Origin of the sequence: Thiomicrorhabdus xiamenensis (assembly GCF_013282625.1) — a bacterium.
GTDB lineage: Bacteria > Pseudomonadota > Gammaproteobacteria > Thiomicrospirales > Thiomicrospiraceae > Thiomicrorhabdus > Thiomicrorhabdus xiamenensis.
In genome coordinates this window covers 2,376,607-2,399,972 of sequence record NZ_CP054020.1, presented here as the reverse complement: position 1 = coordinate 2,399,972, position 23,366 = coordinate 2,376,607, and the positions used below count along the sequence as shown (strand labels likewise).

The 23,366-nt window shown below is 49.3% G+C and carries 20 protein-coding genes; 9 read left to right on the top strand and 11 right to left on the bottom strand.

Annotated features, from left to right (window positions below; genetic code table 11):
• Positions 1-45 precede the first annotated feature (45 nt).
• The 5 genes from HQN79_RS11085 to rep all read right to left on the bottom strand — a co-directional run bounded on the left by HQN79_RS11085 (position 46) and on the right by rep (position 8,084).
• Entirely contained in the window at positions 46-1,431 is a 1,386-nt protein-coding gene (locus HQN79_RS11085) for an HlyD family type I secretion periplasmic adaptor subunit (RefSeq protein ID WP_238843372.1), read from the bottom strand.
• Positions 1,431-3,629, bottom strand: coding sequence for a type I secretion system permease/ATPase (locus HQN79_RS11080; protein ID WP_173286529.1), 2,199 nt, complete (start codon positions 3,627-3,629; stop codon positions 1,431-1,433). Before HQN79_RS11080 ends, HQN79_RS11085 begins: the two co-directional genes overlap by 1 nt.
• Before the next feature lie 288 nt (positions 3,630-3,917).
• Complete coding sequence (locus tag HQN79_RS11075) at positions 3,918-4,640, bottom strand: OmpA family protein (protein WP_173286527.1); 723 nt, start codon at positions 4,638-4,640, stop codon at positions 3,918-3,920.
• A 186-nt stretch (positions 4,641-4,826) separates the two neighbouring features.
• On the bottom strand, positions 4,827-6,032 hold the full coding sequence (locus HQN79_RS11070) for an iron-containing alcohol dehydrogenase (protein ID WP_238843371.1): 1,206 nt from the start codon (positions 6,030-6,032) through the stop codon (positions 4,827-4,829).
• Positions 6,033-6,047: 15 nt separating this feature from the next.
• Complete coding sequence (gene rep, locus HQN79_RS11065; protein WP_173286525.1) at positions 6,048-8,084, bottom strand: DNA helicase Rep; 2,037 nt, start codon at positions 8,082-8,084, stop codon at positions 6,048-6,050.
• 154 nt (positions 8,085-8,238) lie between these two features.
• On the opposite strand from rep, the gene HQN79_RS11060 reads away from it, so the two are divergent.
• Entirely contained in the window at positions 8,239-8,823 is a 585-nt protein-coding gene (locus tag HQN79_RS11060; protein WP_173286523.1) for a class I SAM-dependent methyltransferase, read from the top strand.
• A gap of 118 nt (positions 8,824-8,941) precedes the next feature.
• Here HQN79_RS11060 and HQN79_RS11055 read toward each other — a convergent pair whose 3' ends face one another.
• The 3 genes from HQN79_RS11055 to HQN79_RS11045 all read right to left on the bottom strand — a co-directional run bounded on the left by HQN79_RS11055 (position 8,942) and on the right by HQN79_RS11045 (position 10,788).
• Positions 8,942-9,742, bottom strand: a complete 801-nt coding sequence (locus tag HQN79_RS11055; protein ID WP_173286521.1) for a hypothetical protein — start codon at positions 9,740-9,742, stop codon at positions 8,942-8,944.
• Positions 9,742-10,467, bottom strand: coding sequence for a hypothetical protein (locus HQN79_RS11050; protein WP_173286519.1), 726 nt, complete (start codon positions 10,465-10,467; stop codon positions 9,742-9,744). The genes HQN79_RS11055 and HQN79_RS11050 overlap by 1 nt, the downstream gene beginning before the upstream one ends.
• Positions 10,468-10,545: 78 nt before the next feature.
• A complete protein-coding gene (locus HQN79_RS11045) occupies positions 10,546-10,788 on the bottom strand; it encodes a hypothetical protein (protein ID WP_173286517.1) in 243 nt (80 codons plus the stop codon).
• Between the two features lie 232 nt (positions 10,789-11,020).
• Here HQN79_RS11045 and HQN79_RS11040 point away from each other — a divergent pair, with 232 nt between their 5' ends.
• The 4 genes from HQN79_RS11040 (at position 11,021) to truD (ending at position 15,299) form a co-directional block, all read left to right on the top strand.
• A complete protein-coding gene (locus HQN79_RS11040; RefSeq protein WP_173286515.1) occupies positions 11,021-12,427 on the top strand; it encodes a diguanylate cyclase domain-containing protein in 1,407 nt (468 codons plus the stop codon).
• 113 nt (positions 12,428-12,540) lie between these two features.
• A complete protein-coding gene (locus HQN79_RS11035; RefSeq protein WP_238843370.1) occupies positions 12,541-13,503 on the top strand; it encodes a Tim44 domain-containing protein in 963 nt (320 codons plus the stop codon).
• A gap of 112 nt (positions 13,504-13,615) precedes the next feature.
• Positions 13,616-14,068 (top strand): hypothetical protein, encoded by a 453-nt coding sequence (locus tag HQN79_RS11030; RefSeq protein WP_173286513.1) that lies wholly within the window; start codon positions 13,616-13,618, stop codon positions 14,066-14,068.
• A gap of 88 nt (positions 14,069-14,156) precedes the next feature.
• Positions 14,157-15,299 (top strand): tRNA pseudouridine(13) synthase TruD, encoded by a 1,143-nt coding sequence (truD, locus tag HQN79_RS11025; protein WP_173286511.1) that lies wholly within the window; start codon positions 14,157-14,159, stop codon positions 15,297-15,299.
• 62 nt (positions 15,300-15,361) lie between these two features.
• Here the strand turns inward: truD and hisI are convergent, their stop codons facing one another.
• The 3 genes from hisI to HQN79_RS11010 form a co-directional block, all read right to left on the bottom strand.
• Positions 15,362-15,802: a phosphoribosyl-AMP cyclohydrolase gene (gene hisI / locus HQN79_RS11020; protein ID WP_173286509.1), complete on the bottom strand. Its 441-nt coding sequence runs from the start codon at positions 15,800-15,802 to the stop codon at positions 15,362-15,364.
• A 14-nt stretch (positions 15,803-15,816) separates the two neighbouring features.
• Positions 15,817-16,896, bottom strand: coding sequence for a 3'-5' exonuclease (locus HQN79_RS11015; protein ID WP_173286507.1), 1,080 nt, complete (start codon positions 16,894-16,896; stop codon positions 15,817-15,819).
• A gap of 105 nt (positions 16,897-17,001) precedes the next feature.
• Positions 17,002-17,892, bottom strand: a complete 891-nt coding sequence (locus tag HQN79_RS11010) for a UDP-2,3-diacylglucosamine diphosphatase (RefSeq protein WP_173286505.1) — start codon at positions 17,890-17,892, stop codon at positions 17,002-17,004.
• 376 nt (positions 17,893-18,268) lie between these two features.
• Between HQN79_RS11010 and HQN79_RS11005 the strand changes: the two genes are divergently transcribed.
• Genes HQN79_RS11005 through HQN79_RS10990 form a run of 4 tightly spaced genes read left to right on the top strand, consistent with a single transcriptional unit; the run spans position 18,269 to position 23,349 of the window.
• Entirely contained in the window at positions 18,269-19,150 is an 882-nt protein-coding gene (locus HQN79_RS11005; RefSeq protein ID WP_173286502.1) for an HAD-IIB family hydrolase, read from the top strand.
• A gap of 2 nt (positions 19,151-19,152) precedes the next feature.
• Positions 19,153-20,364: a glycosyltransferase family protein gene (locus HQN79_RS11000; protein ID WP_173286500.1), complete on the top strand. Its 1,212-nt coding sequence runs from the start codon at positions 19,153-19,155 to the stop codon at positions 20,362-20,364.
• A 39-nt stretch (positions 20,365-20,403) separates the two neighbouring features.
• Entirely contained in the window at positions 20,404-22,197 is a 1,794-nt protein-coding gene (locus HQN79_RS10995) for a sugar phosphorylase (RefSeq protein WP_173286498.1), read from the top strand.
• Between the two features lie 21 nt (positions 22,198-22,218).
• Entirely contained in the window at positions 22,219-23,349 is a 1,131-nt protein-coding gene (locus HQN79_RS10990; protein WP_173286479.1) for a glycerate kinase, read from the top strand.
• Positions 23,350-23,366: the final 17 nt, after the last annotated feature.

The following is a 23,366-nucleotide window of genomic DNA, read 5'->3' as shown; positions in this document are numbered from 1 at the left end:
TATTAATAAGCATATTTTCTGGATTTTTATTTTACTAGTAAAACATTATGACTCTCTTAATGCCAGATCTTTTGCTTTGATAATTGGTTTAAGAATGTAATCCAGGACGGTATGTTTACCGACGATGATATCCACATTGGCGGTCATACCGGGGAGAAGGTACAAAGGATCTTGCTCACTTCCCAAGTGGTTGCGTACGGTCTCAATCTTGGCCAGATAAAAACTGTTGCCTTCTTCGTCCGTGATGGTGTCGGCAGAAAGACTGATTACCTTGGCATCCAGACCGCCGTAGATAGCAAAGTCATAAGCCGTGAATTTCACTTTGGCCAAAAGTCCCGGATAAAGGAAGCCGATATCCGCCGGTGAAATTTTCGTTTCCAGAACCAGAGTGTCGTCATCCGGTACGATTTCAACGATATCGCTTCCCGGTTGGACAACCCCGCCGATCGTATTCACGAAAAGTTGCTTGATGGTTCCGTGTACCGGCGATTTGACGTCGGTACGCTTAACTCTGTCGGCAAGGGCGATTTTTGACTCTTCCAGCTGTGCTTTTTCGGCAAGAACGTCGTTAAGTTCTTCCTGTGCCTGGTTCATGAAGTCTTCTTTGGCTTCCACACGTTTCGCTCTGTATTCGGTAATCACCGAACGTAACTGTGGAATGGAGCTTTCAACATCTTTTAGTTTGGACAGGACTTCGTTCTGGTCGCGTTGCATACGCAGCAGATCAACTTCAGAGGCCACGCCTTGGTTAACCAGTGGTCGCATCAGGTTAACTTCTTTGGTAATCAGCTCTAAAGAACGTTTTAACTGGGAACGTTGATCCAGTGCGCCGCGAAGCTCGAATTTCTTCTGTTCGATCTGTTCGACAATAATGGTGTCGTTACTCTTCAGCTGTTTTTGTCGTGCCTTATAAAGCTCGTATTCACGTTCAAAAAGTTTCTGTACTTTCGGATTGCTGAAAGTTTGCGGTGGCTGAAATTCTTTGTCGTTCGCTTCCGAAGCAAGACGCTGAGCGCGAGCGATCAACTGTCCTTCTCGGATTTCGCTTTCACCGAAAGAACTGGCAAACTGGGTATTATCCAGCTTCAAAAGGGTTTGCCCTTTTTCTACCTTGTCACCGGCATGTACGAAAAGGTCTTCGACAATCCCGCCTTCAAGGTTTTGAATCACCTGAATTTGACTGGATGGTACGACTTTTCCATCGCCGCGGACGATTTTGTCCAGTTCCGCGTAGCTTGCCCAGATAATCAGCCAGATAACGACCAGAAGCATGATCCAAACAACCAGTTGGGAGCGTATTGTCGGTTTTTCCAGACTGGCTTGGCTCAGACTGGACATAAACTCAATATCCTGTTCCTGAATTTCGTCTTTCAGTGGTTTATCTTTTTTGACGGCTTTGAGAGCGTTCTTAATATCGGTTACTTTCATCATTAGCTACTCTTCTGTATTTTGCCCGCTTTAAGCGCTTCAAGAACGGTTGACTTCGGACCGTCAGCAACCAGTTTGCTGTTTTCCATAACCATCAATCGGTCAGTCAATTGCAAAATGCTCATTTTATGAGTAACGACCATCAGGGTGTTTTGGGATAGGTTTTCTTTCAAACGTTCGATCAAAATCTGTTCGGATTTCGCATCCATTGCATTGGTCGGCTCATCGAGCATATAGATCGGGGCATCAACCAAAAGTGCGCGCGCAACGCCGATACTCTGACGCTGACCGCCGGAGAGCGATTTCCCACCTTCGGTGATTTTCATGCTGTAGCCGGCCGGATGGCGTTTGACAAAATCATCCACACCGGCAATACGGGCTGCCTCGATAATTCGGCTGTCTTCGATAAAAGGTGCGCGGTAAGCGATGTTGTCGCGAACATCGCCGCTGAACAGTGTGACATCCTGCTGAACATAGTTGATATTGCGACGCAGCTCAGCCGGGTCGAGTTGGGTGATATCAATGCCATCAATCAGAATGCTTCCTTCATTCGGTTGATAAAAACCGAGAATCAGCTTCTGGATCGTCGATTTTCCGGAGCCGATACGTCCGATCACCCCGACGCGTTCGCCGGGCTGAATAGTGAAGCTGACATTGCTCAAGGCTGGTTTGCTATCGCCAGGGTAGGTGAAAGTGACGTTAACAAACTCGATTTTTCCTTCAAACTTCGAGTGCTGAATAAAGCGTTTGTTGCGCGGGCGTTCGATCTCTTTTTCCATCAGGCTGTTCAAAGAGTTCAGTGCGGTGCGAGTCTGCTGGTAGGAGGTCGCCAAATTAGCAAACTGTCCCATCGGCCCGACAGCACGCTGGCTCAGCATGACGGCCGCGATCAGTCCACCCATTGTCAGATCGCCTTCAGTGATCATATAAACGCCGGCGATAATGATGACGACGGTACTGAGCTGCGATAAAAACTCTGTCGCACGGCCGATTGAGGCCTGCAGCATTTTGGATTTCAAGCTGACGCGGGCGATTTCGCCGACGGCTTGCTCCCATTGCCACTGCGATCGGGCTTCAACACCCATCGATTTAATGGTGTCCATTGCGGTCAAGGTTTCGATCAGAATGGCGTTTTTTTCGTTATTGGCCTCGTAGGTCGCTTCGATACTGCGCTGGATCGGCCCCATCATCATAAAGCTGTAGATCATAATGATGGCGATGATAGCGATCGGTGCCATCACGATCCAGCCGGAAATGTAATAGATGACCAGCAGGAAGATGACGACAAACGGCAGATCGATAATGGCGGTCACGCTCGCAGAAGTGAAGAAATTACGAATACTGTCGAATTCACGCAAGATATTGGCAAACGCACCGATCGAGCCGACGCGATTCGGCATGGTCAACCCTAACGTCTGCTCGAAAAGCTTGGAGGACATCAGGATGTCGCTTTTCTTGCCGGCGACTTCCAGGAAGTACGAGCGCAAGTATTTAAGTGTCAGATCAAACAGGTAGATCACCGAAATACCGATTGCCAGAACCCAAAGCGATTCCACTGCGTTATTCGGTACGATACGGTCGTAGACGTTCATGATGAATAGCGGAGTGGCGATAATAAAGAGGTTGATCAGGAAGGAGGCGATCAATACATCGCGATAAATGGATTTTGATTTCCAGATCGTGCTCCAGAACCAATGGCCTTCTTCAAAGCCGAGCAGGTTTTCCTGTTTTTTGTCGAAGTTATGACGATTGGTCAGGTACACGGCATAACCGGTATAGTTGGCTTTCAGGTTTTCCAGATCAATTTCGGTTTTACCATGGTCTGCATCCGGAATAATAACTTCGGCCAGCCCTTTATTCAGATCGATGCTTTCAAGTATGCACGCCTGTTTATCTTTGAGAATCAGAATGCAGGGAAGAACCAGATTGGAGATGTCTTCAAGCTGGCGCTGTTTGAAAGCGGCATTCAGATTGGCGCGTTCGGCCGCGCGTTGAAAAATTTCCGGGGTAACTTTCTCGTCTTTGATCGGAAGACCCGAGATCAGAGCATCTTTAGTGTAAGGTTTACGATTGAGTTTGGTGTATATGACCAAACAATCTAGAAGAGGGCTCTTGAGTTCGATGTGAGTGGCGTTAATTTTTGTTTGCTGCGATGCGTTTGCTGCTTCGCTTGTCGCCTTAGCCTCTGAATTTATTGTCATGGGATAATGTCTTTCTTATCGGATAAGGAATGATAGAAGCCTGACTGAGCCAAGCTTGTTTTTATTTTTATTATGCAGGCAAGTATAGCAAATTAAGGGCGCAGGAAAAGAGATGTAACAGGAATAGTTGCAACTTTTACGACGCTTTTTTGCGATTAATTAACTTTATGTTGCTATATCAAATATTGATTTTTTTGATAGAAGTGCAATAACAGGATGCCTCCAAATAAAAAAAGCCCCGAGACCGCTGTCTAGGGGCTTTTTTATGTTTATTTGTACAAGAAAATATTAACGTTTCGCCATGGATGACGGCATCATTTTCGTTGCATCCGATGGTAGGATTTGATTGCCAGGAAGGACGCGTAATTCAACGCGACGATTCTGTTTGCGGTTTGCTTCGCTGGTGTTGGCAACCATTGGTTCTTTTTCACCACGGCCTACGATATAGATGCGATCTGCAAGATTTGGCATTTCGGCAGTGATGAATTTTTGAACTGTGTTGGCTCGGCGCCATGAAAGACGCATGTTATATGCATCCGGACCAAGATCACAGGTATGCCCCATAATCAGAAGATTGTCGGTCGGTTTCATGCTGTTCAGCTTGCTCAGGTTTGCACGCAGCTCACCGATCTGATCGGCACGAAGCGTTGCTTTATCAAGGTCGAAGAAAGTGCTGCTCATAGTGAATACCGGTTCAGGTAACGGTGCTTCAATCTTCTCTGCAACAACCGGCTCGTAAATGGTTACTTCTTCGATGACGGTATTCATTTCCGGTTGAGCAACCGGGGTACAACCGTTGGCATCAACCGATGCGCCCATCGCCGTGTTCGGGCAATGATCCTGAGCGTCGTTGACGCCATCCTGATCCATATCGTCATAGAACTGAACCATGGCTTCAACGTCATTACTGTTTAAGCTTTTCATGGCATTGCTGTCGGCATAAGATGCCGAAGCAAATGCAACGCCCGCTGCGATAAGGCCAAGTTTGAATGCGTTTTTCTGAACTTTCATGAGTATCCGTCTCTCAATTTTTTAGATTTAGATAATATAGTGATAGTGTTTAATTTTTTTACGTATACAGGTATAGAATCTTAATTTCTAACCATCATACACGTTTTATTGTTTAAAACGCAAAGCCTGTTATGTAACAAAAGCCCTTTTTAGAAAAAAATTAATTCTAAATAGGATAAGGCGAGTTTATAAACTGCTGATTATCGCCTGTCGCAGGGTTGAGTCCGATAATTCCAAAGGGTTGCCGAGCATACTTCCACTGCGGCAATTGGCCAGAACCGGATCGATGTTTTGGCTGCTCAAGCCATATTGCTTTAAGCCTTGTGGTGCATAGGTATCACTTAAGGTCTGCAGATACTCCAGCAGGGCTTCCAGTGCCTGATCCTCTTGCAGGTCGGAGTTCTGGCTGACTAGACGTCCCACTTCGGCATATTTCCCCAGAATCGGACGACTAAAGGTTTGATTCGGGTGTTGCTGCAGGCCTTCAATATTGGCCCGGGTAATCGGGTTTAGAAGTTTGGCGCAAACGATGCCGTGCGGAGCCTCGAAAAAAGCGCCGATCGGTCCGGCCAGTCCGTGAACGGCTCCCAGCCCGGCATTGGCTAAGGTGGTTCCGGAAAGGGTCGCGGCCAGCATCAGGTTGCCATAGCCGATTTTGCGCTGTTCTTCATTGCCAAGATTGATCATTTCAAAAGCGCCGAGAAATTTCTGCATCCCTTGCCAGGCAAGCGCATCGCTAATCGGGTTGGCTTTGAGGGTGACATAACTTTCCAACAGCTGCGTAAAGGCATCCATGCCGGTGGAGTAGAGGATTTCCTTGGGACAGGTTTGCAGCAGTTCCGGGTCAAGCCAGGCTTCTTTGGCCAGCAGCTTATTGTCGCGGAACGATTTTTTGAATTGTCCGATACGTGATAAAACGGCATTTTTGGTGGTTTCGCTGCCGGTTCCGGCAGTGGTCGGTATTGCGACGAACGGACAGACCTCAACGTCAAACGGTTTGCCGGCACCGACGCCTTCCAGATAATCCATCACGCTGGTTTGCGATGGGATCAGTCCGGCTACGGCTTTGGCTGCGTCCAATACGCTGCCGCCGCCGATGGCGATTACAGCTTCGCAATCGCGTGGACACTGGCTGACGATTTGATCGACCAGCTCCGGCGAAGGCTCTCCACTGACCTCGAACAGCAGCACCTGACATTGCTGACCGAGTTCGTCTTTTATCTGTGCGGCAAACTGTCCCGATCCGGCAAGAAAACGACTGCTGATAAGTACGACGCTTCGACGGTATTGCTGTTTTGCCGAAGCCAGAAATTGCTGGCGAATTCCCCAGCCGAAATACAGGTGCGGCATGGGAGCGTATTCAAAAGGGGCGATCATCGGTTGTGCATTCATTATTCTGTTCCTGGATTAAGGCCCACCGGCGAGCATGGATCTTAAGCTGGCCAGATTTTCGTTACCGTGTTTGAGTTTTTCTTCTTCACTGATAACGACGCCCGGCTTGCCTTCCCAATGCAGCAGTTCCTGCGGCAGTTCGTGCAGGAAGCGACTCGGTTCGCAGGCCATGTCTTCACCGTATTTACGGCGCTTGCTGGCGTAGGTCATGGTCAGTGTCTGTTTGGCGCGGGTAATGCCGACATAGGCCAAGCGGCGTTCCTCTTCCAGACCCGGAGATTCCAGATTCTGTTTATGCGGCAAGAGCTCCTCTTCCATACCGATCAGGAAAACGTGCGGGAACTCCAGACCTTTTGAGGCGTGCAAGGTCATCAGGCTGATCATGTCATGTTCTTTTTCGGATTCGTTACGCTCCATCATGTCCATCAGTGTCATATGCGTCACGATGGTCGACAGCCGTTTCTCTTCGCCGTCCTCTTCCAGCGCTTTGTTAATAATCCGTTCGATCCACAGAATCAGGTCTCGGACATTATTGATGCGTTTTTCCGCACCTTTCGGCGTGGTGGCCGTTTCATGTAACCAATTGTCGTATTCGATCTCTTCAATCAGGCCGCGGACAAAGTGCACAACTTCTTCGCCCTGTGCGGCGTCGGCTTCCTTGATCCATTTCAGCAGTTGTTCGCCGAAGAGCTGCACTCGGCGTAGCGGTTTGTCGGCGAGGACATTGGTCAGGCCGAATTCCTGGGTGGCGTCAAACAGACTGATGCCGCGATTGGTGGCGTAGGTCGCCAGTTTTTCCAATGTCGAGGCACCGATTTCGCGACGCGGTGTGTTGATAACCCGCAGGAATGCTGCGTCGTCATCCGGGTTGACGATCAGTTTCAGATACGACATCACATCTTTGATTTCGGCGTGGTCAAAGAAGGATTTTCCGCCGGAAATAACATATGGTAGATTGTTTTCGCGCAGTGCACGCTCGATCAGTCGCGCCTGATGATTGCCGCGGTACAGAATTGCGTAGTCGCGGTTTTTGGTGCGGTGTTTGAACTTGTGCAGGATAATTTCCGAAACCACACGTTCCGCTTCCTGGTTTTCGTTGGCGCAGGAGATGACGCGTAAATGATCTCCCTGGCCCATTTCGGACCACAGGCTTTTATCAAACACGTGCGGATTATTGGCGATCAGTTTGTTTGCGGATTGCAGGATGCGGTTACTGGAGCGGTAATTCTGCTCCAGTTTGATCAGTTCCAGAGACGGGAAGTCCTCTTTCAGTAGTGCCAGGTTCTCCGGCTGGGCGCCACGCCAGGCGTAGATTGACTGATCGTCATCGCCTACCACGGTGAATCGGGCCTGAATTCCGACCAGCTGTTTGACCAGTTCATACTGTGCGGCATTGGTATCCTGATACTCATCCACCAGCAGGTAGCGGACACGGTTCTGCCATTTGTCGAGAATCTGTGGCTGCTCGTGGAAAAGTTTGACCGGCAGGCCGATCAGGTCGTCGAAGTCGACGGCATTGTACGCTTTAAGTTGTTTTTGATATGCCTGATAAAGGATGGCGCGCGCTTGCTGCTGGTTGTCTTCAGCCATATCCAGCGCTTTTTCCGGCGATATATGGGCATTCTTCCAGTTGGATATGTCCCACTGAACGCCGTCAACCACTTCCGGATCGATGTTCTGTTTGTGCATCAGTTCTTTGAGGATCTGGCCGGCGTCGGCGGCATCCATAATGCTGAAGTTGGATTTGTAGCCAAGCGCTTTATATTCGCGGCGGATGATATTCAACCCCAGGTTATGGAAGGTCGAAACATTCAATCCTTTGCTGTTGTCATCCTTGAGCAGCTTGCTGACACGTTCCTTCATCTCCTTGGCGGATTTGTTGGTGAAGGTCACCGCATAAATGTGATGCGGCTGGAAGTCATGCTTGCGGATCAGGTGTGCGATTTTCTCGGTGATAACGCGAGTTTTTCCGGATCCGGCTCCGGCGAGAACCAGTGCCGGCGTATCAATATGCAGTACCGCTTGTAATTGTCTGTCGTTTAATCCGTGCATCTGAAAAACAGTAATCGTGATGGTTGTCGGAATTGCCGTGCTGTCGCGCTTAAGCCGCGGGCACAGTTGGGAAATAAAGAGTACAATATTCTAGCAAATTTTCTCTGAACCGCCTTGAATATTCGGCGCGAAAAAACATTTAGGATAGGACAAAGTGGCAACAATCGAACAACTCAAACAGGACTTACATATTGAAGCGAAGCTGATGGACAAACCTTTGAAGTTTGCCACCACCTGGGGGATTTTCAGCCCGCGCGAGATTGATTCCGGAACGGACTTGCTGTTGCGCTATCTGGAGATCAAGGAAGATGAGGTTGCGCTGGATATCGGTTGCGGTTATGGGCCAATCGGATTGGCGATTGCCGCCAGTGCGCCGCAAGGAGAAGTTCATATGGTGGACAAGGATTTTGTCGCGGTCGAATATGCCAATAAAAATGCCGAACTGAACCACCTTAGCCACGCCAAAGCGTATCTGTCCAACGGTTTAAGTAATGTGCCCAAGGATCTGGAATTCACCACGGTGATTTCCAATATCCCGGCCAAGGTCGGCAAAGAGATGCTGAGTATTATGCTGCACGATATTCATCAGCAGCTGGCTCCGGGCGGACAATTGGTCGTAGTGACCATTAACGGATTGCGCGACTATATGAAACGAAACTTTAAAGAAGTTTTTGGTAACTACCAAAAAGTCAAACAGGGCAAGGACTACACCATCTCCAGATGTGTTAAAGAGTCCTGAGTGGAATCTCATGGCGTAGAGGTGAGTGTTTCCTTTGAACCCGCTTCGCACGCCGTAAAGGGATCTCTGTTAAGAAGTGCACTGCGGGTTTTGAAGAGAAAAGGCCTTTTATTGCCCTTTACTCAAATCCGTATTTCACGCCGATTATCAATTTCTGCAGATCGTGCTCCGGTTCCCTCGCCAGGCCGATGATCTCTCCGACGTTGTTTTTGAGCGGGAAGGTTTGCGAACGCGATACGAGCTGGTAGCTGTATTGTGAAAACAGAGTCCATTGGGGCGCAATGTTGTAATTGAGTCCGACAATGAGTTCATTACTGTCCGGTAAATCCAGATCGGCGCTTCCCGTGTCCGGTATCTCCAAAGCCATTTCTGCGTTGAAATGATGTTTTATTCCTAAATTGAGCGTCATATCTTTGAGCGGAATCCGCGCCGAAAGACTCAAGTACGGGTTGCGGTATTCTTCGTACAGAGGAAGGACGTCTTCTCGGCTTGAGGTGATGTCTCTTTTCCAGAAAGCGAATCCCATGCCGGCATGCAAGGCATAGCCTGCTTGCCGGACAACGGGAAGTTTATAGAACAAGGCGATATCAAAAAGTGTCGTTGCCGTATCGGTTGAATAAGGCGTACCGTTTTGCAGTTGACCGGAATAGTCGATGTCCGCTTGGGCAAAGGAGGCGTTGACGATAAGGTTCTCGGTTTGCACAGAGAGGCCGATTGTCGGCAAAAAGCCTTTTTCGCTATCCAGAAAGTGTCCATCGCTGTTCCTTTCTTCCAGATGAAAATACTGCAGGGCAGGGCCGATTTGAACTTCCGCTCGTGCCGGAAAGGCGCTTAATGCAAGCAGGAAGCCGTAAAATAAGTGCTTCACTTTAAAGCGTTTGGCCACATACACCTTCGTGTGGCCGGGAGAGTGCCGCATTATAGATCTTCCCAATTGACGGTCTTAGTCGTTTCATAGAAGCCGTCATCGTCCGAATCGATATCAAGCGTGATGGTTCCGTCGGGATTGGCGGTCATCAGCATTTGTCCCAAGATTCCGTAAATCTCGGCTTGTCCCTGAATGGTGTAGTTATAATCGTACCCCTCTTCGAAAGGAATCAGGGTATTGATATCAATCGCTCCAATGCCCTGACCGTTAAGCATGTAGGAGGTCAGGCCGTAGGCACTGTATCGGGCATAAAAGGCTTCGCTGAGGGTGACGCCGTCTTCGTAAATGGTCAGGAAGTCGTTATGGGCCAGTGTATGTGTCAAGCCGTCTTCCATAACGCTTAAGTCGCCGGTCGCCGTAGAATTGATGATGCCCGGATCGCCATAATCGTCAAAATGAGAAAGCGCGGTCTGCGTGAACAGATTGCCGGATTGCAGTCCAAAGTTATACAGGTCATCTTCAAAACTGAAGTCCGTCAGTTCCATACTTAACTCAATCAGGCTGTCCGAATAGCTGTCCAATCTGAAATAGAGTTCGCCGTTGTAGGTTCCAAAGTCGGTGAAATAACAGTTGTTGAAAGTTGCATAGGCATAGTCTCCGGCCGTTTCGAAGGGATAGTAATCGTCGGCTACATACCCGCTGACACTGATATAGCCACTGTCACAGTTCTCGCTGCTGGAAACCTCTCCGCCGACGGCCGTGGAACGGCTTGGCAAATTGGCTTTTTCCGCAGTGAGTTTGAAGAGTTTATAGAGTTCCTGGTTAATATTGAATTCGACACTCTCTTCGCCGGATTAGACCTCAGCTCCGACAGGAATCAAGTCTCCGTAGGTTGCGGAGACTTCCGCAGTGCCGTAAGTCGCGTCGAGTGCCGAGCTGGCGACGGCTTCGGAGTTTTCGTAGGTGATGAAAACTTCCGCCGAGGTCGGTATGGCAATCGAAGATGATCCATCACCGCCGCCGCCACAGCCGGCAAGAGAGATTAACAGTCCTGTCGAAACCAGAACTCTGATTGAAGAATGCTTTGTTGATAACACGGTAACCCCTCCTATGAGTGCATTTGTGATGTCTTGGTTTATAGAATCATTGCCGTTAATACCGATAAACTCAAGCAGTAATCAATTGAATTTAAGTATTTCTTGCGGGTGGTAAAGTTTTCGATCTTTAGATTTTGCCGATAAATAAGAGCGTTTTTGTTGATTACGAATAGAGTGAGGCCTGATAGGCAGTGCTAGAATTTTTATTTGTCTCGAAACGGGAGAAAAGCGAGTGTTAAAAGGATTTCAAGGCCTGATCACTGACAAGGATGATAAGTCGGTTTACAGTTTTCTGACTTTAAACCTGTTGATGGCGGTGACCTATTTCGTTTCCGGCAAGCTCAGTTTTGCGTTCTCATACGAGCACAGTATTATTACGATTGTCATTTTTGCGGCCGAAGGATTTGCTCTGGCCGGCGCTTTGATTTTCGGTAAGCGCATTCTCCCAGGAATTTTCTTCGGCCAACTGGCGCTCGCCTGGCATAACGGCCTGCTTCTGGAAACCAGTCTTGCTGTTTCGATTATCAATACCCTAGAAGCCTGGATTGGGATTACTCTGTTTCAGTTACTGAAGCTTAATCGAAAAATGGAAACCATGCGTGATCTGGGCGGTATTCTGCTGTTGATTCTTTTTATCTTGCAACCTTTTAGCGCTACGCTCGGAACGCTCTCTTTAGTTTCCAGTGGGCTTTTGTTCTGGGAAAGTTATCCGGTAAGTTGGTTGTCCTGGTGGTTCGGGAATGCCATGGGGCAAATCCTGCTTGTGCCCATGCTGCTCGCCTTCAGTTCGGGAAGAGTTCGGCATAAAAGGATTGAGTTGGCGGCGATCGGGATTTTTTTCGCGGTTACGACTTACCTGTTTACCCGTTATGAAATTGCGTCCAATTTTGTATTGATAATGGCCCTGATGACGCCTTTGGTCATTCTGATTGCCGCTAAGAAAGGCGTTGCTCTGTCCGGGTTTGCCGTAAATGTGCTGACCGTGACTATTTTGTATCAGACATATCAGGGCTTCGGTCCTTTTAAAGAAGGTAGCTTTGAGCAGTTGATCGAACTGAATTATTTTGTGCTTTCTTTAATTCTTCTGGCGCTGATTCTCGGCGTGCTCTTTGAAGAGAGAAGGGCGAGCGAGCGTCTGCTTTCACAGATGGCGTTGTATGATCCCTTGACCGGTCTGTTCAACCGTAACGCCATGAAACAGAAAATTCTCGAAGCGCTGGCGCGAGCATGGCGGCATGATAAATTGGTTGCCGTTTGCTTTATCGACCTGGATGGATTTAAAGACGTTAATGATCTGTATGGACATGATTCGGGCGATATTGTGCTGAAGATTCTGGCTGAGCGTTTACGGAATATTACACGGCGTGAAAATGCGGTTGTCCGTCAGGGCGGGGATGAGTTTATTTCGGTAATTGAAGATCTCGAAGATAAAGAGCAGCTTAAACCGTATCTGCAACGGGTTTTGCTGGAGATGGAAAGCGAGATTGAGCTGAATGCACACACGATCAAGTTGTCTTGCAGTCTCGGAGTGGCGCTTTATCCGCTTAATGCGTCGGATCCGGAGACGCTTCTTAAGCTTGCCGATCAGGCAATGTATGCTGCGAAACAGGCTGGAAAAAACCGTTATAAATTTGCTTGAATTAAACGTAATGGCTTTGTAATAAACTGAGTTTATAGAATTTGATGAAATCCTTATAAAATTAAGTACAATGCCATTAAGGTAAATTCATAAAAATTGGAATGGAGTTCTTGATGAGTACGAGCGGTACACGTTTTTGGTTGGTGATGATAAGCGTATTCGCGTTACTGTTTGCGATCAGTCAGACGGCGGAGGCAAAACGTTTAGGGGGAGGGAAAACCTTTGGATACAACAAACAGGTAGCGCCTAAATCGTATACTCAGAAATCGACGACCGACAGCAAAACGACTCAGACAGCCGGTACAACCGCTGGTGCTGCAGGAACGGCGGCGGCCAAATCCGGTGCCGCCAAGTGGCTGGGACCGCTTGCCGGTCTGGCAGTTGGCGGTCTGTTGGCAGCGATGATTTTTGGTGATGCCTTTGAAGGTATTCAGATTCTCGATATTCTTCTGTTTGCTCTGATCGCATTTATTCTGTTCAAGATGTTTGCGCGTAAAAAGCAACAAGCTCAATATCAACCTGCCTATGAAAGCTATCAGCGTGAGCAGTATTCGTCGCAACAGCCATCTCAACCAGAACCAATGCAGCTCCAGCAGCGTGACAGCCATGCAGCCTACGACCCGAATGCCGGTGGTTCCATTATTGGATCCGGATTGAGCGGAGAAGCGCCATCGGATAAAGCGCAGCCGGTGTCTGAAATGCCGGAATGGTTTAACGAACAAGGTTTTGTCGAAGCGGCTAAAGACCATTTCATTGCACTGCAAAAAGCCTGGGATGATGTCGATATGGCCGCCCTTGAAAGTTACTGTACGCCGGAACTGTTCAAAGCTTTGAGTGAAGAGTTGGACGGTGTTCAGCCGGGAGATAATCAGACCAGTGTTGATTCAGTCTATGCCGAAATTGCCGATAAGGTGATTGAGGACAACTATTTTATTGTCAGCGTACGTTACAGTGGCTTTATTGAAGAAAGCGCCGGTGAAGGGGCGCACGCCTTCAGCGAAGTATGGCACATTCGCCGTTTACAGGAGGGTGAAGGTAATTGGCAGGTCGCGGGGATTCAGCAGGAATCTCGCTAAGCCGCAGCCGGTTTACCCCTCTTATGTAAAAGCCTTAAAATACGTTTTAAGGCTTTTTTATTTTGCAGGCCGTAAAATGCTGGCGTGCTTATTTGAAAAATCAGGAGGGGGTATGCATCTTTCCCAACGATGGCTGATCGGTGCGCTTTTTATTTTGGGGGTGTTCGGTCTGACGGCGTGTTCGAAAGAGCCGGTCAAAATTGTCAGTGCCAAAATGGTTGATACGATGGATCGCGGATCCGGTAATTTCGACCGTTTGTTTGAAGTCTGTTTCGATAAGCCTTTGACGTCAACTTACTATCACAAGATGGTAATTATCTCCAAAGAGAACCTCAAAATCGAAGGTGACGGACTTCTCAAGCCTATGGCGTCCGATCCGGATAATCCCTGTTATGTGCGTAACCTTTATCTGTATATCAATAAAGACTCGCCGATCGATGCGCGAGCTTTAATTAAAGATTATATGGTGCCGGGCAATGTACGCCAGTTGCTGATTCAGATATATAACGAAAAGCCGCAAGGCAAAGAACCGCCGATTGCCGAAAAGGTATTCAATAATCTCTGAGCCGGTCGGCATTAAGGCTTTAAAATAGAGCCCCGGATGTTTGGAAGTTCCAGGCGTCCGGGGTTTTTATTTGAGTAAAGAAAGAATTATGAGTAAGCCAACGATTGACCAAGCCGATTTTTCCCGGCTCGCCTACGCGATTTCGCCTCCGCAACTGCAGGCGGTTTTTAAAGAACAGCCAGAGGATTTCCAGGTTCAGGAAATGAATCCTTACACCCTGAGTGGTGAAGGCGAGCATCTGTGGCTCTATCTGCAGAAAACCGGTGAGAACAGCGAATGGCTGGCCAAAGAAATCGCCAGATGGGCAGGTGTATCCCGCTCAGCGGTCGGTATGGCCGGACAGAAGGATCGACATGCCGTTACCCGACAGTGGCTCAGTGTGCATTTGCCAGGCAAAAGCGATCCGGATTGGAGTGTGTGGCCGCATCCCCAGGTGCAATTGATTAAATCCACGCGGCATAATCGCAAGTTGCAAAAAGGCGGGCTGAGCGGTAATCGTTTTATTATTCGCTTGCGTGATCTTCAATCGTTTGCCGAGCAGGACCCGGGGAAGATTATCGATGAGCTGACCGCTCGTCTGGAAACCGTTAAGTCCGAAGGCGTCCCAAACTATTTCGGCCCGCAGCGATTTGGCAAGAACGGTAATAATATTCCCAAAGCGTTGCAAATGCTTGAAGGCGGGCAGAGAGTGCCCAGACATAAGAAGAGCCTCTATCTTTCAGCACTGCGGTCATGGGCATTTAACTGTTATGTCAGCGAACGCATCGAACAAGGAAACTGGAGCCGCTATCTGGCGGGGGATGTTTTTCAGCTTGAGGGATCCAGTCGCTGTTTTGCGGATGACGGCTCGGACAATCTGCCGCAACGCCTTGAAGAGGGCGATATTCACCCGGCGGGGATGTTAATTGGTCGAATGAACGCAAAAACGTTGCTTCCGGAAAAAGCCGCTGTTGAAGTTTATCAGCGCTGGATTGAGGCGTTTAATGCATGGCGGGAAGGGCTTGATAAACTCGGTGTACAAGCGGATTATCGTGCTCTGCGTCTGATGCCGCAGGAGCTTCAGTGGCAGTGGCTGCCGGTTAATTCGCAAAGCGGTGAACAAAGGCTGGACCTGCAGTTGGAATTTATTCTTCCGGCCGGAGCCTTTGCCACCATGGTTCTGCGCGAGTTATTGATTGCCAAAGAACCTCTTCGCGTCTATAACGACAGCGAACAATCTGCCGGGGCTTAAAATAAAAAAGCCGCAAAAGAGCGGCTTTTTTATGCGCAGAGATTCTCGGCGACGGCTTTCTGTTATTTCTTATACAGATCTTCCGGCGCGATCAGCGGTTCGGAAGTAATGGTCGCCTGATCGCCTTCCACCAGAGTATAGAAGCAACTGCGGCGGCCGGTGTGACAGGCTGGTCCGGTCTGGTCAACCAGCATCAGGATGGCGTCGCCGTCGCAATCGAAGCGAAGCTCCTTCAATACCTGAATCTGTCCGGACTCTTCCCCTTTACGCCAGTAATTCTGACGCGAACGCGACCAGTAACAGACGCGGCCAGTCTGTAGAGTCTCCTGTAGAGACTTTTCGTTCATCCAGGCCATCATCAGTACTTCTTTACTGTCGTACTGCTGGGCAATGGCTGGAATTAAGCCGTCTTGGTCAAATTTGACCTTGTCTTTCAGATCCTGCCACTCGAAGTGCGCGCCCTTTTTGGCTTTTTCAAGCTGCTTGAAATTGATATCACTCATAACGGTTCCTGAAATCAGCTGCGTTTGGCGTTCGCGAAAGCGGCGGCAAATGGGTTGTTGGTGATTTCCTGCTTAACCTGTTTCGGTTTTTTCTTCTCGCCGATCTGCGATTTACGGCCTTTGTCCAGCATGGCGTTGAACAGATCGACGGTTGCTTGAGCATCCGCCAGTGCATCGTGTGCATCACCCGGGAAAGGCTTGCCGAGCACTTTTTCATAAGCATCGGTCAATTTCGGCGTTTTGTAGAACCAGTACATACGTTCGGAGTGCCATCGAATGGCGCCGTTCAGGTCGCGGCTCAGTTCGGCGACATCCAGCCAAGTGTTGTAATCCAGTTCAAAGCGCAGCATTTTCTTTTCCGCGCTCTTTTCCAGATACATAAAATCGCTTTCCGTGCTGTAAGCCAGAACCACATCGGCGTCGCGCAGGGTATCGTGAATCTGGTCCCATACCTGGGCCAGAAGCGGTTCATTGACAACCATTTCGGTGGTAATGTTGTGTTTCTCGTTCTCCGGAATATCGTAGCCCGGATTGATCAGCTGGTTAAACAGCTCTTTCCCATCACCGTCGCAGGCGGAAAGCTGGATAATATCGGCATCCGGATCGGTTGAAATATTGGTCGCTTCAATATCGATGCAGACGATTTTTTTGCCTTTGAGCTCTTGTGCGTGCTCTTTAAGCTTGTACAGTGCATCGTTGCGGCGTTCCAGAATTAACGGGATGACTTCGGAATCGAGGAATTCTTTAAGCAGCTCTTCGATCTTTTTGCTCAGTTTCGGAACCGAACGTTTCAAAGCTGCGCGCACCGTTTCATCTTCCGAGCAACGCTCGATAAAGGTATCGATGTCCATGATTTCGTCTTTGACGCTGACGGCTTTCAAGGTTTCTTTAACCAGCTTTTTCAGATTAAAGTCGTGCTGCTCCAGAGGCGGGATAATCACCTGTGCATTCAGCAAAGAGGTTTCGCCTTTGGCCGGCGAAGCCATGATTTCTACGCCTTTAATATTAAGGCCGTCGGATGCGGCAACCGCAACAATATACTCTTTGAGCGGTTGGTTACGTTTATCAATCAGGATTAGTTGTGCATTGCTCATTTGGATAGCGATTTGTAGTGACTTAAAACAAAGGCCCTATTCTAACAGTCTGGCGTGCAAAAATTATCTGAATTCGCTTCTGCCGCAAGCAATTTTCGCCGAAGCCTAAGCCGCTTCGGCGGAAGTCTCTTGCGCAGTAAGCTGTTTAACACTCTGATGATCGATATCGATCCAGCGGATCAGGTGGATTCTACCGTCGAAATCTTCCGCGAGAGCGGTACAGGATTCAACCCAGTCGCCGCTGTTGAAATACATTACACCGTCTTCCATTTCACGGATTTCAGCGTGATGGATATGGCCGCAGACGACGCCGTCCATTTTTTTCTGTTTGCCGCTTTTGGCGACAGCGTGTTCGAAGTCAGAGATGAAGTTGACCGCGCGTTTGACCTTGTGCTTGAGGTAGGCCGATAAAGACCAGTAACCGAAGCCGAGGCGGGCGCGGGCTTTATTGAACCAGCGGTTCCAGGTCAGGACGGTTTCGTACAGAAAGTCGCCGACAAAGGCGAGCCAGCGATGGCATTGAATCACGCCGTCGAACTGGTCACCGTGAATGCACCACAATTTTTTGCCGTCGGCGGTGATATGGACATGTTCATCGACCAGGTGAATATTGCCGAAATCAATGCCGGAATAGCGACGCAGCATATCGTCGTGGTTTCCGGTGATATAGATTACCTGAGTACCGCGTTTGGCGCGCGTCAGAATGCGACGGATGACATTGGTGTGCGCCTGTGGCCAGTGAATCTTTTTGCGCATGCGCCAGCCGTCGATAATGTCGCCGTTAAGGATCAGTTTTTCGCAGTCGTGCTGTTTTAGAAAGTCGCTGAGAAAGTCCGCTTTACAGCCTTTGGAGCCGAGGTGACAGTCGGAAATCCAAATCGTCCGGTAGCGGATGGGGTCTTCAGTGAGGTTTTCTGAGTGAGCCTCTTCGGTCAATGTCGACGCGAGCCAATGTTCTCTATCGAGAGCGGTATCGGTGTTTTGCCACTGTGTCATAAGGGAGCTCTTGTAAAGCGGAAAATTCGGTTTTGATGCGTTTTCGATACGAGGGCTATTCATGTTTTGCCTTGCATTGTTCTTCATCAAAAGATTTTTCCGTGAACGTGCACTATCTTGAAAAATCCAAGGTTATGTTAGGAGACCGGCTGGCAAGATAAGTGAACTTCGAGTGAAGCTTAGGTAACAGGAAAATGACAGAAACGCTTAGTCATAAGATAGTTTTCTTCCTGACGATTTTTTATTTCGCGGATCTGTTAGAGTGTAAAAGACTAATGTCTTTGTTGCGCACCAAAAATAGGCGTTTTGCACCTGTTTAAAGCTGATATTCCGCGTATATTGAAATTTATGGCATGGCTACTGCTTGGGTTCGGCTATGAATCAGTTTAATTATGTAAATTCCATTTCCGAAAGCGGCGTCTATGTTTTTACCGATCTGGACGGAACTTTACTGGGGCACCACGACTATCAATATGCCCCTGTTCTGCCGGCGATCGAACAGCTTAAACAGTTCGGGATTCCGCTGATCTTGAATTCCAGTAAAACCTTTGCCGAAATCAGCCAATGGCTTGATCGCCTTGATCTGCAGCCGCCGTTTATTGCGGAGAATGGCGGGGTGATCTATTTCTCCAAAGAGGATCCGCAACAGAAATATCTTCTGGGTCGGGATTACGCGGAGATTCGCACAATTCTTGGGCAGATTCGCGAGCAATACAATTGGCGTTTTACCGGATTCGGTGACTGCTCGGTCGAGGAGGTTATGGCTTCCACTTCTTTGGATTACGAATCGGCTGCGATGGCAAAGCGTCGCGCAGTGAGCGAACCCATCAGCTGGCAGGACAGTGACGCGAATCTGCTCAAATTCAAACAGGCGTTAGAGCACCATGATCTGCGACTGCTTAAAGGCGGGCGTTTTTACCATGTGATGTCGCACCATGATAAGGCAAGTGCACTTAAATGGGTCGTGGAACGCAGTGAGAGCGCCCGAAATAATCCCTCTGACCCCGGAGTGCAGCAAACGGCATTCAATGTCTTTGGGCGGTCGCCTTATATTGTCGCTTTGGGTGACGGCGAGAATGATCGACGCATGTTGGAAGAGGCTGACTTAAGCCTGATTCTTCCGGCGCAGAAAGGAAATACCCTGAAAATTGATAAAAAAAGTGCTTTTGAGGCCGATAAACCGGCTCCTGAGGGCTGGGCGGAGGCCGTTCAGCAGCACTTGTTAATTCCATTAAACAGCCAGCTTGAGAGGCAATAGCTATGAGTGATTTTTTTCAAAACGGAACAGTAACGACTTTCCATAACTTAACCGACCGCAAAATCGAAGAGTTGGAATCGGATTTGCTAAAGTTTTCTCAACAGAATCGGCTGGGGCTGATTTTGCCTTCCTTATTTAGTGAATTAGAAGCACCCGCTTTAAAAAACATCGTCAGTGAACTTTCTAAGGTTCCTTACCTTTCCCAGATCGTTATCGGTCTGGATCGGGCCGACAAAAAGCAGTTTGAGTTTGCCAAAGGCTTTTTTGCCGACCTGGGACAGGAGCATCGGATTTTATGGAACGACGGACCGCGCTTGCAAAAGGTCATGAATAAGCTCAAGGCAATGGAGTTGGCACCGACTGAACCTGGAAAAGGAACCAATGTTTGGGGGTGTTATGGTTATGTGTTGGCGGCAAAGCAGGTGGATGTGGTTGCGTTACACGATTGTGACATTATCACTTATCAACGTGACCTACTCGCACGTCTCCTCTACCCCGTCGCGCATCCCACGTTTAATTTTGTTTTTTCCAAAGGGTTCTATGCCCGACACGCTGAAGGGAAATTGAACGGCCGCGTAGCGCGATTGATGGTAACGCCGCTTTTGCGTGCGCTGGAGGATGTTTTAGGGCCGGATGAGCTGCTCGTCTATCTGGACAGTTTCCGCTATGCCTTGGCTGGCGAGTTTGCCATTCATACGCATGCGCTGAAGGATATGCGTATCCCGGCCGACTGGGGGCTGGAAATGGGGGTGCTGGCGGAGATGCGCCGTAATTTCTCCAATCGCCGCATCTGTCAGGTCGATATCGCCGATGTTTATGATCACAAGCATCAGGATCTGTCGCTGGATGATCAGAATAAGGGACTGGCGCGAATGAGCCAGGATATCGCCAAATCGCTGTTCAGAAAATTAGCGACACGCGGGCATGTCTTCTCGCGTGGAACCATGCGTTCGGTGCGTGCGGTTTATCTGCGTACGGCATTGGATCAGCTGGAAAGCTATGCCTTTGATGCTGAGATGAACGGTCTGGAGCTCGACCTGCATGCCGAAGAGCAGGCGATAGAACTGTTTGCACGCAGTATTCTTGCCGCCGGAGATATATTCCTGGATAACACTGAGGAACGCCCTTTCCTGCCAAACTGGAACCGGGTAACCAGCGCTTGTCCGACCATTCTGGAAGAACTTTACGAGGCGGTTGAGCTGGATAACCGGTAGCCGCGGATTTTTATAGCACAAAAAGGAAAAGGTGGGCCCATGACCGAACCTCGAGACCTCAGCGCAGATTCCGGTCTGGATCGGATCAAAAAGCGTCTGGACGCGATTTATCAAGACTCTGTCAAGGTCGAGATTGCTTATAAAGGCATTATCGAGCTGCTGGCCAAACAGGCCAAAAGAACTCCGCACAAAGAAGCGAAATGGGACCAGACCGATGCGGTACTGATCACCTACGGTGATACCTTCTTGCAGGAAGGCGAGATGCCTCTGACCACTTTGCAGCGCTTTTTGTCCGAGCATGTTAAGGGCGCGATCAGTAGTGTGCATATACTACCGTTTTTTCCGTACAGCTCCGATGACGGTTTTTCGGTCATCGATTACTGTATGGTTGATCCCGATCTGGGCGACTGGGAGCATGTCGACGAAATCAGTCAGCAATATAATTTGATGTTCGATCTGGTGATCAACCATGTTTCGCGCGAAAGTCTGTGGTTTACCGATTACAAAGCCAATAATTCACCCTATACCGATTTCTTTATCGAAGTTGAAGGCGAGCCGGATCTGTCGCAGGTAACGCGGCCGCGAAATACCCCGCTTCTGGTTCCCGCCTATACCCATCGCGGACGCAAAAAGGTCTGGGCGACTTTCAGTGCCGACCAGATCGATCTGAACTTTGCCAATCCGTTGGTGTTGCTGCGAATGCTTTCGGTTCTGCTGTTTTATGTCAGTAAGGGTGCGCGAATTATTCGTCTGGATGCGATCGCTTTTCTGTGGAAGCAGATCGGCACCAACTGTATCCATCTGCCGCAGACTCACGAGGCGGTCAAGCTGATGCGCGATCTGGTCGAGATGGTTGCGCCGGATGCGATTATTCTGACCGAAACCAATGTACCGCATCTTGAAAACCTGTCCTATTTCGGGGAGTCGGACGAGGCGCATATGGTCTATCAATTCAGTCTGGCGCCGCTGATTTTGCATGCGTTGCACCGTGGCGACGGAAATTATCTGACCGATTGGGCGTTCAATCTTGAGCCGCCTCCGCAAGGCTGTACCTTTTTGAATTTCACCGCATCGCACGACGGGATCGGTCTGCGTCCGGTAGAGGGCATCCTGCCGCAACGAGAAGTTGAGGATCTGGTCACTAATATGCACCGTCTCGGCGGCTTCGTTTCGATGAAGAGTAATCCGGACGGCAGCCAGAGCCCGTACGAGATCAATATCACCTATTTCAGCGCTTTGCGCGAGACGCATAACAGTAACGGCCCCGATCAGTGGCAGGTGGAGCGCTTCATCTGTTCGCAGAATATCATGATGTGTCTGCAAGGGGTTCCGGCGTTTTATATCCATTCACTGGTGGCGACGCCGAACGACCATGAAGGGGTCGAAAAAACGGGAAGAACGCGCTCGATTAACCGTCGAAAATGGGAATACCCTTATTTGCAGGCTCTAATCGACAGCGGGCGCAGTTCGAATGCCGAAGTGATCAAACGTCTGACGCGTTTGCTGACCTTGCGTAAAAAACATAAAGCCTTTGATCCGAATACGCCGCAACAGATTCTGGATCTCGGCAAAGAGTTTTTTGCCTTGTGGCGCGCCGGAGATGACGTAAAATTCCCGATACTGGCCATTCATAACCTGACACCGGATATACAGATGCTCGATCTGTCGCAGATTGACGGTTTTAACGACCATCCGGTCTGGGTCAATCTTCTGGATGCGACGATGGTCGAGTCGCAGAGCGACAAGTTTGTTCTGCAACCTTATCAGTCGTTATGGTTGATGCCGGAACAGATAGACGGAGAAAGTGCGCTTTGGGCACTCTCAACCAGCTAAACAACGGGAGTTACAGGATACATGAGTCGAATTCTACTGGCGCCGGACAGTTTTAAAGGCTCTCTGAGCGCCACGCAATTCTGTCAGATTGCCTCGCAGGTAATTGAAGCTTACGCACCGCAGACCGAAGTGATCAGTCTGCCGCTCTCCGATGGCGGAGAAGGGTTTGTCGATGCCTATGTGACTGCCGGTCTGGCAAGTCGTGAAACGCTGTGGGTCAGCAATCCTCTGGGGCGTAAAATCAAAGCAGCCTATGGTTGGCAACAGGAAACGCACACCGCGATTATCGAGATGGCGCAGGCAAGCGGTCTGCCGAAAATTCGTCAGGAAGAGCGTAACCCCTTACAGACACACAGTCTCGGTACGGGGCAATTGATTTCAGCGGCCATTCAACAGGGAGCGAAGCGGATTATTCTCGGTCTGGGAGGCTCTGCGACCAACGATGGAGGCGCCGCGGCCTTAAGCGCTTTGGGAATCTCTACCTTTGACGCCAAGGGCAAGGAAGTGATGCTCGGCGGGCAAGGGCTCGGGCAGATTGCCGAAATCGGCGACATTCCGCCGCATCTTTTGGAGATTGAATGGGTATTGGCCTGCGATGTCACCAATCCGCTTTTAGGTGATCATGGCGCGACGGCCGTGTTCGGCCCGCAAAAAGGCTTGCAGCCGCAGCAGTTCGATATTCTGGAAAAGGGGTTGGAAAACTGGGCGAATGTCATTCTGCAAAAGACCGGCAGAGATGTTCGCGATCTTCCGGGTGCGGGCGCAGCCGGCGGTATGGCTGCCGGCTTTATCGGGCTTCTTGATGCCAAAATCGAACCGGGCTTTGAAGTCTTGCGACAGAGTTTGCAGATCGATAGAGCGATGGAAGCCGTGGATGGTCAGGCGATTGATTGGGTCATTACCGGCGAGGGTCGGATCGATGAGCAGACCGCTTATGGCAAGCTGCCGATGCGAATTGCCGAAATGGCAAAGGAGCGTGGTATTCCTTGTATCGGAATCTGCGGCAGTCTCGGGGTCAGTGAGCTGGAGGCTTTTACCTCGCTGTTCAGTATCGTCAATACGCCGATGCATGAAGTGGATGCGATGACCAATGCCCAACCGCTTTTTGCCGCATGCCTGCAGAATTTGCTGCCGTTAATGAATTTAAAGTAGATCGGGTCGGCGAAGCA